The organism is Methanosarcina spelaei (assembly GCF_002287235.1).
GTDB lineage: Archaea > Halobacteriota > Methanosarcinia > Methanosarcinales > Methanosarcinaceae > Methanosarcina > Methanosarcina spelaei.
This window is the reverse complement of record NZ_LMVP01000035.1, coordinates 35313-49618: the sequence shown is the minus strand read 5'-3', so window position 1 is coordinate 49618 and position 14306 is coordinate 35313. Positions and strand designations below refer to the sequence as shown.

Genomic DNA, 14306 nt, shown 5'->3' with positions numbered 1-14306 from the left:
AGGAAAAAGACATTGGCTTCATGTAGCTTCTACTGACAAATACACCTGTTATTTTACTCATGCAAAAAGAGGATCCGAAGCTATTGATGCTATGGGAATTCTTCCAGAGTTTAAAGGGGTAGCAGTTCACGATGGATGGAAACCTTACAACAGTTATAATTGTGATCATGCTCTTTGCAATGTTCATCTCCAGAGAGAACTTACTGGAATTGAAGAGAATTATAAACAGCAATGGGCTAAAGATATGAATGAGCTGTTGTCTGAAATGAAAAAGTATGCTGATGAGTGTAAAGAGCAGGTCAAAAATCTAGATTTTGAACAAGTTAAGGCATTAGAAAAAAGGTTCAATGCTGTAGTCGCGAAAGGAATTGAAGAAAATCCACCTTCTTTAAATCCTGAAAAACGAGGAAAACGTGGTAAGAATCCAAAAACCAAAGCAAGGAATCTGCTTGATAGGTTTATAGAACATAAAGACAAGATTCTGAGATTCCTGACAGACTTGAAAGTTCCGTTTGAGAATAATCAAGCAGAAAGAGATGTCAGGATGATGAAGCTACAGCAGAAAATATCAGGAACTTTCAGAACTGCACGAGGAGCGGAAGCTTTCTGCAGAATTAGAGCATATATTTCAACAATAAGAAAGAATGGTTTACCTGTTTTAGAGGGTATTCTCGCGGCGCTCAAAGGAGCGCCGCTAACTATACCCTGAATAGTTACTTTTATTTTTAACTTTATATAAGGACTATGGAATTCAGAGCCTAAAATATTTAGCGTATAATATAAAAAACATGCTGCATTATGTTCATATGTCGAGAATTGAAGGTTCTAATAGTGAGCTTGGCGCAGCCATATATGTTATCCCCTGGTTTCTGGCTGATATTTGTCCGAGGCGTGAAAATACTTCTGTAATATGGCCGGAAGATGGTGCTCTGGCGTTTCCGTTCTATATTTTAGCCAAGAAATCAAAGCTGGATAAATTGGACGTGTTGATAAAATACGCTACAGGCAGAGAGTTAGGATAGTATCTGGCTGATAATTGTTATCCCTCACTAAATCCCGAAGTTAACTACAGATATCCGGACAATGCAAAACTGAAATGGTTTGGGTGGGACTATGTGCGCTCCAATGATACCATGGAATTAATTCGGCTAACGTCAAAGATATTTTTTGAAATGTGGCAGGTCACTCCTTTACAAAAATCTGATATTTATGAGATAAACAGAGTACTAAAATAGGAAGGAGATACGTGAGATGAAATTAGTTACGGTGGCAGGGCCGCCTTCAGTTGGGAAGACTTCAGTCATACTGAAGACTGTTGAACACTTTGAAAAAGAATGTAAAAAAATAGGCATAATAAAATTTGATTCACTTTATACAAAAGACGACCTTGCCTATAAAAAAATAGGATTGCCGTTTATGGTTGGACTCTCGGGAAATTTATGCCCTGATCATTTCTTTGTGAGTAACATTGATGAATGCCTTACCTGGGGAAGAGAAAATAAACTGGATCTACTTATTACCAAGAGTGCCGGTTTATGCAGCAGATGTTCCCCGCACATCAAAGAAGTACTTGGGGTGTGTGTCATTGATAACCTTTCAGGAGTTTATACACCAAAAAAAATAGGCCCAATGTTGAAATTAGCTGATGTTATCGTCATTACAAAAAGCGATATCGTATCTCAAGCAGAAAGGGAGGTTTTTGCTTTCAATGTAAGATTGGCAAATCCGAAAGCCGAAATTATATTTGTCAATGGGTTTACTGGCCAGGGAGCTTTTGATCTAAGTTATTATTTGAGCAGGGCAGTAGAAGTAGGCGGACTTGAGGGGAAGAAATTACGCTTTTCCATGCCATCAGCGGTATGTCCTTACTGTGTGGGAGAAATGGTAATTAGTAAAGATTACCAGCGTGGAAATGCAAAAAAAATGGTTTTTAAGGAGGGGCATGAAAGTGGACGGTCATCTGTTAACTTCATCGATTAAAGATATTTTGAATTTTCATCCCTTTGTTGCAGACTTTTTTTACATCTCTCGGATTAAAAGAGCTTCCTTTATCCTTATCCTTGCAGGATTGGCTTTCAGGACTGACCGATGAATTCCTGAGGGATTCAGGAATGGATTGAAAACAGATATTGAACCATATCGAAGCAATAATCCAAATAAATATAATTCCCGAAAAGCAACATCAAATAAATTCCCTTACGGTAATTGGGGGAAAAGACAAGTCCGGGAATCCAGAGAATGCAGGCATTACTTTGAAACCCGGTGAGATAGTTTGTATTGTTGGTCCCACTGGTTCCGGAAAAAGCCGGCTGCTGGCAGATATTGAATGTATGGCACAGAAAGATACACCTACAGGAAGGCAGATTCTAATAAACGGACTTGTACCTGAAGCAAAGAAACGCTTTTCGATGGACCAAAAGATAGTGGCGCAGTTGTCTCAAAACATGAATTTCGTTGTAGACCTTACAGTAAAAGAATTCATTACTATGCATGCTGAATGCCGTATGATTTCCAAGAAGGATGAAACGGTTAATAATATAATTTATACTGCAAATGAACTGATAGGAGAGAAGTTTAGTGATGATATTTCAATTACCCAACTTAGTGGGGGTCAGACACGCTCACTAATGATTGCAGATACAGCTTTGTTGAGCTCTTCTCCTGTCGTCTTGATTGATGAGATCGAGAATGCAGGAGTTAACAGGAGAAAAGCGCTGGAACTTCTGGTTAATAAAGAAAAAATAGTGCTCATATCTACCCATGATCCACTGCTAGCTTTAATGGGTGATCGCAGGATAGTAATCAAGAATGGTGCAATGTCCAGTATTATTGAGACCAGTCAACAGGAAAGAAAGAATCTGATGTACATGGAATATCTGGATTGCAAAATGATGGAACTGCGTGACATGTTGAGAAATGGAGAGAGGATTGACACTGAGATCAATTGGTGTTCAGGATAATGAGTACTTGAAACAGACCTTCCGAACTTTTAGATATCTACCTTGTGAATTAACGCAGATTTTGTTTATTCACTTAATCAAATGCATTCCACTCCAACTGAAGTTAAATGTCGGGAGAAAAATTGAACTGAAGGAAAATCTCAAAATTTCGATTGTAAATTTACAATAAATGAGATATTACACCTTGGATTTAATGATCCTGAAAATTTTAAGTTTAATCCGTCTGTTTTGAAGAAATATTCACTGAATGTGGCAGATGTTTCTTTAAACAACTCAGAAATAAATATGACAAAGTAATATAAAAAATGACCATGTTTAGAACTGACGGCCTTTTATTCTTTCTTTTGATGGCTCTAGTAAAATTTTTTTGTTTTGCTCTCTAGTTACTTTTTTTCTATGAGCTACAAGTCCGCCATCATTAAGTATCTCAAGCAGAAAATCCGGCAATTTATTCCCGTTAAATATATCTCTCTCTGAAACTGTAACTTCACCTCTGGCCAGATCAACTTTAACTTTATCTCTTTCCTTACAATTAATATCAACCTCTATGAGAGGTAGCCCAATATTGATTGCATTTCTAAAAAAGATCCTGGCAAAAGACTTCGCTATAACACATGATACTCCTGCATATTTCAAAGCAAGAGGAGCCTGTTCTCTTGAAGACCCACAACCGAAATTGGTACCTGCAACAATGATATCTCCAATCCTGAACTTTTTTGTGAACTCTGGATCAATTCCTTCCATTGCATGAGCTGCAAAGATCTGCACATCTTTGCTCCGCAAATATTTACCAGGGATAATTTCATCAGTATTAACGTTGTCTCCGAATTTCCAGACTCGACCTACAATAAGACTCACAATCACACCTTACCTGAAAAGTAATTTTCTCTAAAAGTAATTTCCTTTAAAAGCAACTTTGTTTAAGTATAATTTCCCTCAATAGCACATAATTTTATACACACAATTTAGTAACTGTGCACTTGTTTTCTTATTCTGCTATTTCGAGTGAAAAGCTACTTAGAACTGTGTATTTATTTCTCAATTTTTCATTTACTATACAGGTACTGTCCTTTTTCCTTGATAGTTGTGTAAAAAAAGCTGCTGTCATTTTATTTATCTCAGCAGCCTCACAAAACAACATTCAATCTTTAAATACTAAAATTCTCAATGAAGTCTCTGATTAATCCGGCATCATCTGTGAATTCAAAATTTTTTGAACATCCTCATCTGTAAGCTCATAATCAAAAAAGGTTTTGTAGAACCATTTTGTTTCATTATTTATATCAATGGATTGAAACATGTCCGGGTTGATGGTTTTTGCAGCCCATTGGATCTGAAGCGCTTCTTCTGCTCCAGCCCTACTCCATATAAACGCTCCTTCAGGATTTAGATATACCCTGTTATTCTTAACTGCTTTAACTTTTTTCCAGGACTCGCTATTCATTATCTGTTCTTTCTCTTCGGATTTGGCGTTCACACTAAGAATAATCACGTCAGGATTCCACTTTAATATTTGTTCCATTGAGACTTCCTGCATAATGCCGCCTTTTACTTCTTCAGCTGCATTGACACCTCCTGCAGCTTCAATCCAATCACTGATGATATTTCCGCCGCCATCTACACACAAAGGTGATAGTGATACGAGATGGAGAACTTTTGGTCTTTCTTCGTAAGGTGTTTTGGATGAGATATTTCTTACCGATTCTAATTTGCTATCCAGATATGCATTATATTTCTGTGAACGTTCCAAAGCTTCTTCGTCTCCCAATACATTCGCAGTATCTGAAAAACATTTTTTCATAGAAGCAAAATCTGTAAAATTTACCTCTACAACAGGAACTCCAAGATTTGAAACTTTCTCGATATTTTTATCCCTGCTTGGCATGAAAACAACATCCGGCTTGGTGGCAAGCAAAGCTTCGACATCATATGTTGGGCTGAGTGTTACAGCGTTATAGTAGGCCGGACAAACTTTGTACGCCCATGGTCTTGTTTTTGGGCTGAACATTGTTGCAACAATCCTGTCATCAGCTCCAAGCATAGCCAGCACTTCATTATGTCCCATCCAGGTATCTGCAACTCTTTTCACCTTTAAAGGAACCTGAACTTGTCTACCTGCCGAATCAGTAACAACTCTGGTTTCCCCACTTTTATCGTTTGAAAATACGTTTGTCGTATTTTCCACATTATTATTGTTTGAAGTTGGTATGTTTGCCGTATTATCATGCGTTGTCGAATTGAGATTTTCTTCGATACAACCTGACAAAAATAATACTGACAGCATTGAGACAAATAGGATAACTATTGTTCTATTGTTCATCCAGATACCTCTTTTATGAGCTAGCATCCAGCATTATTTTTAGAACTAAATATTCTGGCAAGGGTACTCTTGACATAGCATCCGCTATCATCAAAAATATACTTCTAATAATATATGGCAACTTATTACTACTGTCTGGAATCAGAAAAAATTATTGATTCAAAATAATGCTACAGGATGTAAGCTAATTTTTTTCACTTTTTTTACTTCTCATTATTTGCAAATACTTTAGTCCCCTCTCAACGGTGTAACAATATTCAACGCAGTCGATTCCGAATTCTCCAAGCTTTTTTTGTGCACCCAACCCGATTTTCATAGAAAGTAAAGCATCACAGTCAGAGATCGTTTCTATTGCTTCTTTCCTCCTATGGTATCCATTGTTAAGCTCATTACCTCCATTGCAGTACTTCTTTGTCGAGCGTGTCTCGAGAAACTTGTAATCCCCACCAGTAATCTCAAAAATCATAAAATCGGTTGTTTGCCCAAAATGCTGGTCGACAAGTTTTCCATTTTTTGAAGTAACTGCCACCTTAAAGGTCTCAGAGCTCTGTTTTGCTACTTCATTTAAAATTGTGCATTCAGTGTCCATATTATAAGCTCCATTTTTGAGTCAGTTCCGAATACTCTTCCCAGTTAATCTGCTTTGAACGAAGAGCCCGTTCCCAGTCATTTGCAACATTTTCTAAAAAGTTCAGCATGCCTTCGTATCCGAAATATGCCCTATTCAGGTAGTTCTGCCGGTTTGTAGGGTTGAAAACATCAAACGCAAACTTTATCCCCAGTTCTTCAGCCAGATAATACTCCCACGAAGAACAGAATACAGCATCTATACAGCTTTCCATCAAAGATTTTTTTATCTGATATCCGTCAGCCGAAAAAACAACCTTCGGGGAAATTCCCATATTGTTAAGCTCATTTTCCAACAGCAACTGAGAATCAGACACGGAAGATCTGAACAGCAACAGATCCGGAATCATTTCCAGTTCTTCAAATAACATTCTGGTCAGCCCTATTCCCATGGTCGCATCCGCCGAAACAGCTACTCTGCAGTTGCGGTACCTGGGGATCATCATCAACCCTCTGCGTCTCAGAACATCAATGGCCATAGCTTCCCCGTCTTTTATCATTGCCTCAACTTTTTCTTCGACGCCAAAGTATTTTCCTATTGCACGAAGCCATCTTGCAGTATTTTTAAGTCCTATTGGGAGTGGAATGTCCGATAGTATAAGCGGTATATTATGTACTTCCTGCATTTTTAACCCAAATTGATACCCAGCATCGTGACTGAGAAGTATATTTGCCGATGCTAGCCCGGCATTATTTAGTTCTTCCAGAGACGTATCGTGAGGAAGCACAGCCTGAACTTTAATTCCTATTTTTTCAAGGGTTTCACGTATCCATTTCAAATCCGCCCACCATGTAGGGTTCAGGTTTGCTTGAGGCGCTATTAAGTTCACAGTGTTTGGAATTTTTTCCTTCTGCTTTTTTATAAACGGAAGCAATGCATTCAGTCCCAGTTCAATACCATCATAGAGGTTTCCTCGAAACCCTCCTGCCATCAAGGGAATAAGCTTTGCATCAGTTTGCGGCTGGATATTTCGGCATAAGCCCTCAATATCCTCACCAATGATATCAGCTGCACATGTACCAACTACGAATATCACCCTGGTTTTAAATTTCGAATCAGCTTCTTTGATTAAGTTTTTCAGCTTGCTTGAAGCTCCCATTATCACGTCTGTTTCAAAAAGCCTGGTGCATGCAACTTTTCTTTTCGTAAAATCGATTTCATGGATGTCATAGGCTGCCGAAACCGTTGAAGAACAGCCTTGAGGGGAATGTATGACAATACTAATGTCTTTGATTCCTGCCAGTACTCCGGTGGCACCTTCAAGAGCACATCCGACCATAGGGTCCCTGCTATGGTTGCAGTTATCGAATCTCAACTCATCATACATTTGTCTCTCTCCTTTCCTGCATAAACTGTGCAATCCGGCAAATCCTGAGCCAGCTTCGGTGTGAGGGACTGGGCTGAACACAACCCTGAGTTTTCAGAGAACACCATTTTTTTCATTACCCAGCTGCGAGGTCTGAAAGAATACTCAAGAGCAGTGCAAACGCATTTAGCTACCTTTAAAGCTCCCCTATAACCAAATCTGGGGCGGTTTAATATGGAATTTAAATCAACTACAGGAATATTCGGAAAACTCATTGATGACCCAAAATACACGGTTGTCTCAGGATTCAGATCTCCCAAATATTCCATAAGCTCATTTTCAGTCTGAACCATTGCCTCATATTTTCCAAAGGCAAGAGTACCCTTTGTGATCAGTATTTCAGGATCAATCCCGGTCTCTAAGAGGTAATCAATACTTGTTTCTCTTGCCTGCGTGCTCCAGGGATGAAAATTATATATAACCACCCTCATACCAAAATCACGTTCAAGCATGTGAGCGATTGACAGAGACTTTATCGCATCATGCCCTTCAACAATTGCCAGCTTTCCTGATAGGCATTTTTTCGCCTCTTCAAATTCGACGCTTATGGCTTCATATTCTCTTTTGATCAGCTCTTCAGCCTCAGTTTCGAGATGTAAATGCCTGGCTGCTCCTCTCAGCCACTTCTCGGTTGCGCTTATACCACACGGCAGAATCGTAGAGTTTAAAGGAGTGTCAAACCGGTCAAGCATCTCTCTTCCTATCGCATAGCCCATAACAAGGCATAGGGTACAATTTACCGCTACACTGGGAGCCTGTTTTATTTTTTCCAGTGAACAATTGCCTGCTATTACCGCATTCACACTTGCACCCATGCTTTCTATTAACCGCCTCAATTCTTTAACATCAGTTTCAATCTCCGTCCTTTCTGGACCCATTTTGCCCCCTACGATATTAACGGATTTTGCAAGCTTTGATCTGCTCTCTGGATCAGGCTTATCCATAAGCTGAACAATCTGCCTGAAGACCAGGTCAAACCCACTCCTGTACTCTCCCGCAAAACCTTCGCAATGAATGGCCATGATTTCGGCGTTAATTTTGGGCTTAACTTTGTTCACTATGGCATCTACATAATCCCCAATTATTCCGGTGGCACAGCTTGTTGCTACGAAAATAACGTCAGGCTTATATTTGTTATCTACCTCGAGTATGGCGCCCTTCAGTTCCTTTTCGCCACCGTATACAATGGCTTTTTCATCAATATTTGTAGTAATAATGGATTCGTATGGGGAACCGCTATTTCTGCAATTTGTTAGCTTATAAGCCTGTTTTACTCCAATCGCGCAGCCACTTGGACCATGAGCAATAACAACAGTATTTTTAATGCCGCTTAAGATTTTCATAGCCGTCCAGAATTTACAGGGACGGGTATGGCTGCCCTGTAGTTTTGTGTCAATTTTTCCTTCTTTCGCTAATTGATAAAGCTCGCTTAAATGTCCAAAAAACACTACACTTTCGTTAGCAATGCCGACCATATTACCCTCATTATTGAAACCGGTTACAATCAAAAAACAAAAACTTCTTGATTGCGTTTAGCTGCAGCTTTATGCTATCAAACAGGATACTCAGGCAGTTACGGCTCCGAAAACCGCTATAGAAGGTGATCTTATTATATAACCGCCATAGAAGATGATCTCGTTATGTAACCACCATAGAAGATGATCTCGTTATGTAACCGCCATAGAAGATGATCTCGTTATGTTCATCATGTACCTTTGGTTGTCATCGATTTTTTTGCCTCCTTTCATTTACCAGACATTAATTATCCATTCTCTGTCATGCTTGCTTTCCATGGATGCAAAAATCGTATTGGCAATTGTTTCAGCTAACCATTCCGCTCCTTTGTATCCGATTACAGGATATTTCCACAGCCCTGCTCTATCAAAGGTTGGGAACCCTACTCTGACCATGGGGATATCATTGTCTATAGCAATGTATCGGCCTTTTGAATGCCCCAAAATCAAATCGATGTCTATGGATTTGTCTTTGACACGACTTTCCAGCTCCCATAAATCAGCGTTCCAGATAGTTTTTATATCGCAGTTTGCCTTCTCTTCAAGTGCTTTGAGCCTTGGATCAATTTTATACAGTGTATTATCATCGCCCAAAAGTAAAAGCACAGGTTCAAGTTCACATTCCAGACAAAATTGCGCAAGACCGAAGACAAGATCCGGATTCCCGAATATGGCTACTTTCTTATTTGCGAAAAACATGTGAGCAAGGTCTACAATCGCATCTATCGCTTTTCCGCGTTCAATAATCAGTGATTCGGGTATGGGCTTGCCGGTAAGTTTGCTGATATTTTCAAGAAAGATATCGGTGTTGTTTATGCCTATAGGTGTTGGAGTAACAATTGAAGGCACGCCGAATTTATCTGTTAAATATTTTGCAGCATTTGCTCCCTCATAACGGCTTAATGCAATTGACCCAATAGCATTGGCAGAATCAACGATTTCCTCAATGGTTGTATTTCCGTATGCGAATGCCGATTTGTCAGGCATAATAGGGGCATCAAAAGTTTCGGTATCCATAAGTATATTTCCGTCAACCTGCATCTCAGATAACACATGCTTAATTTCAGAAACATCTCCTGGATTTACCCATCCGGTGAATATGTTTAACTTTTCAGAAGGTTCATCTTTTTTTGCAAGAGCTTTTACAATCGCGCTAATTGCATTATCGTAGCCTGTTACCTGGCTACCGCTGTAGCTTGGCGTATGCACAGCTATAAGCTTCACATCTCTGTCAGGATGCTTTTCTTCAATTTTCTTATTTACTTTCCGGATTATACCTTCAATATCGTCACCAATAGTTTCAGTTGAACAGGTCGTTATAATAGGTATAATCCTCAGGTGAGGATATCTAACAATAAGAGTCTCAACAGCTTCTTCTACCCTTATTGAGCCGCCGAAAACAGCAGCGCTTTCATGCAGAGATGAAGACGCAATGTCAAAATTTTCTTTGAAATGCTGAGCAAACAACAATCTAACAAACATGCTGCAACCCTGACCGCCATGTACAAGCGGAATGCAATCCTTTATACCAATTCCTGCAAATTGGGCACCTGCAGGCTGACATGTATAAATCGGATTAATTATTCCTGTTCGCTCTTTCAACACCAGCTCACACGACATCTTTTTTACCGCCTTTTATTCAGTAATTTGACAAGTTCAGTTCGCAGTTACGTGACTTTTTTACAGTAATATAGAGCAATCTATTTTTGACGCCTTCAACTAATTCTAATATTCCTGATTTGTCGAGTTCAGAGATCCAGGGCATTTTTTTCTGAATATCAGCAGCCAGGAATTTTGCGTCGGAATAAAACGCTTTATCTACCGGCGTTACAAGATTTATTTTATCTCCATTGAGAATTTTACCGGTCATTGTCATAATACCTTCAATGTTTTCCTCTCTATCCCAGCTTCTTGAAAAGAACTGCCACAAACACTGTTCCTGGATAAGAGCCGTAACTTCCTCTATTTTTTCTTTCATAACTCCTGCACCACACTAGGATCTTTTCCAGCTAAACTCCACATCGGAGAATCCACCACTCTCGGATCTTTTCCAGCTAAACTCCACATCGGAGAATAAATCGCGTTATACATATCTCTAGCCATGTTCACTGCGCCTTCAAAGCCCATGTATGGACCGTTGTGATATGCATGTCCGTTAATGTATGGAATGTGCAGTTTTTTGACCAGGTCTCCAACTCTTGGTCCGGTTAAAATCAGATCCGTATGGATACTTTCCAGTACTTCGAAAAACTCAAGTTCATTTCCATCATCAATATAAATCGTCCCGACCCGCCCCCTGGCGATAACCTTCTCAAAGTCCTCCTGATGGCCGAACTTAGATGACATGGCGACAACTTCCATGCCCAGATCGTCTTCAAGGGCCTTTGTCCAGTGCCACAGTCTTGGTCCCCCAGTCCAGATACAGATCTGTTTTCCTTTGAGCCGCTCCTTATACCAGGCAAGCTTTCCTTCGTATTTTGCAACCTCTTCTGAAATCACTTCTTCAGCTTTATCCTCCAGTCCAAAAAAAGCTCCTATCTTTCTCAATGCTACCTTAACGTACTCAAAACCCCAGGTATCGACATCCATTCTTGGAATATCATATACTCTCTTAAGTTCGTTGGCTATATATCCTGCAGAACGGGCACAGTTGACCACATTCAGCTTTGCCCTATGCATGCAACGCAATTGATCATAGGTTACGTTTCCGGTAAAATGAGCAATGACCTGTATGCCCATTTTATCTAAATATTTTTGTAATACGTAAGTATCTCCCTGAATATTGTAGTCACCGATGACATTAATTGTATATTTGCTCGTAATTTCAGGTTCAAGCGTTCCGACTTTATCCCTCATCCAGCCGATATTCAGTTCATGATGTCCTTTTGACTGGCTTACCCCAGCAAATCCTGGACATTCGACAACGAATATATCGACATCTCCAAGTTCTTCCTCAATCTCACGACATACTGCTTTGGGGTTATCTCCTATCAGTGCGGTTGTACAGGTCGTGTAGACAAACATTCTCTTGATTTCTGGAAATTCTTTGAAGGCTTCCTTAATCGCTTTTTTGAGCTGTTTTTCAGCGCCGAAAATAATATGCTTTTCTTTTGTGTCCGAAGACCAGATATATTTCAATTGAAAGTTGTCATTATCACTGGGATACCTTTTCGTGTGCCAGGTATCATACGCACATCCTACCGGTCCATGTATCATTTGAATACAGTCTTTAATTACTCCACCAATAACGAGTTTTGCTCCGCAATAGCTGCAACCCCTTTCTGATAATGACCCGGGTATTGTTTCTATATTTGAGAGTGGGAGAAACTGAGTTGTGTCTTCCCCTTCTTCTTTTACGTAAACATGGTTTTGGCGCTCCGGTATGCATTCATCGCAACAGAATAGTTTTAATGGCATTTACAGGCCTCGTATCTGTTTATTTTAAAGCTAGTTCTCCTTTTTCGCCAGTCCTTATCCGAATAACCTCGTCAATGGACTCAACAAAAATCTTTCCATCACCAATCTGAGCAGTCTGATTAACTGAGATAATGGTTTTAACTACCAGATCCACATCTTCATCATTTACAATTACACTCAGAAGTCTTTTGGGTATGTACTTCATGCCTGTACTGTATCTTTTTGCAAGCAGTCTTGGTTGTATGTAAAAGTTAAGCTCCCCTGAGATGCCTCTTTGCTTGCCTTTCCCTAATACCGGAATTGCTGTCATGGCAGAAAAGCCAATTTTATCCAATGCGTCTTTAGTAGCAGACATTTTGTTAGGTCTGACAATCGCAGTAATTTCTTTCATGTGGAAACATCTCGGTTTTCAAAATATTATGCCTTTTAGATTGTTTCTCATAATCCCCTTTCACCCGAGCTAATTGTGTATGCATCTTCAATCGTGTTCACAAAGATTTTCCCGTCTCCCATGTTACCAGTGTATGCTTTTCCGGAAATTATTTTTATTATCTCGTCAACAGCCTCGTCTTCTACAGCCATCATGATCATTGTTTTTGCGAGCTCATCATAATGCATATCACCAACAGTGATACCTTTTTGTTTGCCTCTTCCAAAGACGTTTATTTTTGTAAGGGAATAATAACCGGCTTCTGAAAGGCCATCGGTTACTTCTTCAGTCCATTCAGGACGTAGTATGGCACGGATCATTTTCATTGCTGATATCTCCTTTAATTAATCCATAAGACCATATTTTTCAACCATTTTTTCCAGCTGATTCATACTTAATGGTTTAGGGATCACGAACATATCATTCTCCAGGATTTTCTTGGCGAGTGTTTTGTATTCAAGAGCTTGATTGCATTTCGGGTCGTACTCTATAACCGTCTTTTTATTGAACTCCGCTTTTTGAACAATATTGTCACGCGGTACAAAATGTATCAGCTGCGTTCCCAGTGCAGAAACAAATTCTTCCATCATTTCAAGCTCATTATCGACCTTACGGCTATTGCAAATAATTCCCCCCAGCCTGACACCACTTTGTTCGGCATATTTCAACAGGCCCTTACAGATGTTATTTGCTGCATAAGTAGCCATCATTTCTCCAGATGCAACTATGTATACTTCCTGGGCTTTTCCTTCTCGAATAGGCATTGCGAAACCGCCGCAGACAACATCACCCAGTACGTCAAAGTGAATAAAATCCAGATCATCAGAATAAGCTCCCATTTCCTCCATGAGATTAATTGCAGTGATAACTCCCCGACCAGCACAGCCAACGCCAGGCTCTGGACCACCGGACTCAACGCATTTGATTCCATCAAAGCCGGCACTGATGACAGTTTCAGCTGTCACGGCCTCCTCACCAAGTTCTCTTAGAGTATCCATTATCGTAGTTTGAGCTACCCCACCGAGTATCAGACGAGTACAATCCGCTTTTGGGTCACAACCGTGAATAAAAATTTTTTTGCCATGATAATATGCCATAGCAGCTGCAGTATTTTGTTGAGTGGTAGACTTTCCGATTCCACCTTTTCCATAAAAAGCAATTTTTCTTGTCATTTTACACCCCTTCAGTGTTTACGCAAACTTTGCCCAGAAACCCATTCGCTTCTTTGAACTTCGTATCTTGAACATCCCTTTGAATTTTTAAGCAAAATTACTGGATTTCTTATGTTGTCTGTCCCAATTCATACATTACCTATTATTTTGATATGAAATATGTTTTCTTTTGCATATCACTCCTTTTTCTCCAGTTTTCTTGTATTGTTTACTCCACCTCATACATTCCATAATATTTTTACACTCATTATGTTTATCTGGACATAACGGTCTCTTGTGTGGCGGAATACAGATGCTTACTTCCTATCTAATACTATATATAAGTATTCATTCCCCGAATATTTAGTACATTGATTGAGAAATACACTTGTTTATAAATTATTAAAAAGGTTATTATTGTAAAAACAATATCATTTACCATTCATTTTTCATCCAATGGAAAAAAAGTTTCAATTTAAAGGCAAAATAAGGTTATCTCTATGAATGTTTAGTACTGTCT

The 14306-nt window shown here is 39.4% G+C and carries 14 protein-coding genes and 1 pseudogene; 4 read left to right on the top strand and 11 right to left on the bottom strand.

The features are described from left to right. The 4 genes and pseudogenes from tnpC to ASJ81_RS03120 form a co-directional block, all read left to right on the top strand. A partial coding sequence (tnpC, locus tag ASJ81_RS03135) for an IS66 family transposase (protein WP_141241575.1) occupies positions 1–709 on the top strand: 709 nt, incomplete at its 5' end. A gap of 19 nt (positions 710–728) precedes the next feature. Continuing rightward, positions 729–1235, top strand: a pseudogene (locus ASJ81_RS03130) (ABC transporter substrate-binding protein); the annotation flags it as partial. 16 nt (positions 1236–1251) lie between these two features. Beyond that, positions 1252–1980 carry a GTP-binding protein gene (locus tag ASJ81_RS03125; protein ID WP_095643204.1) on the top strand — a complete coding sequence of 243 codons (729 nt, stop codon included), beginning with the start codon at positions 1252–1254 and terminating at the stop codon, positions 1978–1980. A gap of 149 nt (positions 1981–2129) precedes the next feature. Further along, complete coding sequence (locus ASJ81_RS03120) at positions 2130–2960, top strand: ATP-binding cassette domain-containing protein (RefSeq protein WP_245859750.1); 831 nt, start codon at positions 2130–2132, stop codon at positions 2958–2960. Between the two features lie 315 nt (positions 2961–3275). Here the strand turns inward: ASJ81_RS03120 and ASJ81_RS03115 are convergent, their stop codons facing one another. The 11 genes from ASJ81_RS03115 to nifH all read right to left on the bottom strand — a co-directional run bounded on the left by ASJ81_RS03115 (position 3276) and on the right by nifH (position 13807). Then, positions 3276–3821, bottom strand: coding sequence for a LeuD/DmdB family oxidoreductase small subunit (locus tag ASJ81_RS03115; protein WP_095643205.1), 546 nt, complete (start codon positions 3819–3821; stop codon positions 3276–3278). Between the two features lie 319 nt (positions 3822–4140). Beyond that, on the bottom strand, positions 4141–5280 hold the full coding sequence (locus ASJ81_RS03110; RefSeq protein WP_095643203.1) for an ABC transporter substrate-binding protein: 1140 nt from the start codon (positions 5278–5280) through the stop codon (positions 4141–4143). 184 nt (positions 5281–5464) lie between these two features. Beyond that, on the bottom strand, positions 5465–5869 hold the full coding sequence (locus ASJ81_RS03105) for a NifB/NifX family molybdenum-iron cluster-binding protein (protein ID WP_095643202.1): 405 nt from the start codon (positions 5867–5869) through the stop codon (positions 5465–5467). 1 nt (position 5870) lies between these two features. Next, a complete protein-coding gene (locus ASJ81_RS03100; protein WP_095643201.1) occupies positions 5871–7235 on the bottom strand; it encodes a nitrogenase component 1 in 1365 nt (454 codons plus the stop codon). Further along, the gene (locus ASJ81_RS03095) at positions 7220–8749 is read right to left on the bottom strand and encodes a nitrogenase component 1 (protein WP_095643200.1); all 1530 of its coding nucleotides are present in this window, start codon (positions 8747–8749) and stop codon (positions 7220–7222) included. The genes ASJ81_RS03100 and ASJ81_RS03095 overlap by 16 nt, the downstream gene beginning before the upstream one ends. Positions 8750–9022: 273 nt before the next feature. Continuing rightward, positions 9023–10408, bottom strand: a complete 1386-nt coding sequence (vnfK, locus tag ASJ81_RS03090) for a V-containing nitrogenase subunit beta (protein ID WP_095643199.1) — start codon at positions 10406–10408, stop codon at positions 9023–9025. A gap of 19 nt (positions 10409–10427) precedes the next feature. Continuing rightward, a complete protein-coding gene (vnfG, locus tag ASJ81_RS03085; protein ID WP_095643198.1) occupies positions 10428–10766 on the bottom strand; it encodes a V-containing nitrogenase subunit delta in 339 nt (112 codons plus the stop codon). Beyond that, a complete protein-coding gene (gene vnfD, locus ASJ81_RS03080; protein WP_095643197.1) occupies positions 10763–12205 on the bottom strand; it encodes a nitrogenase vanadium-iron protein, alpha chain in 1443 nt (480 codons plus the stop codon). Before vnfD ends, vnfG begins: the two co-directional genes overlap by 4 nt. 19 nt (positions 12206–12224) lie before the next feature. Continuing rightward, positions 12225–12596, bottom strand: coding sequence for a P-II family nitrogen regulator (locus tag ASJ81_RS03075; RefSeq protein ID WP_095643196.1), 372 nt, complete (start codon positions 12594–12596; stop codon positions 12225–12227). Between the two features lie 47 nt (positions 12597–12643). After that, a complete protein-coding gene (locus tag ASJ81_RS03070; protein WP_095643195.1) occupies positions 12644–12961 on the bottom strand; it encodes a P-II family nitrogen regulator in 318 nt (105 codons plus the stop codon). A gap of 18 nt (positions 12962–12979) precedes the next feature. Then, entirely contained in the window at positions 12980–13807 is an 828-nt protein-coding gene (nifH, locus tag ASJ81_RS03065; protein WP_095643194.1) for a nitrogenase iron protein, read from the bottom strand. Positions 13808–14306 lie beyond the last annotated feature (499 nt).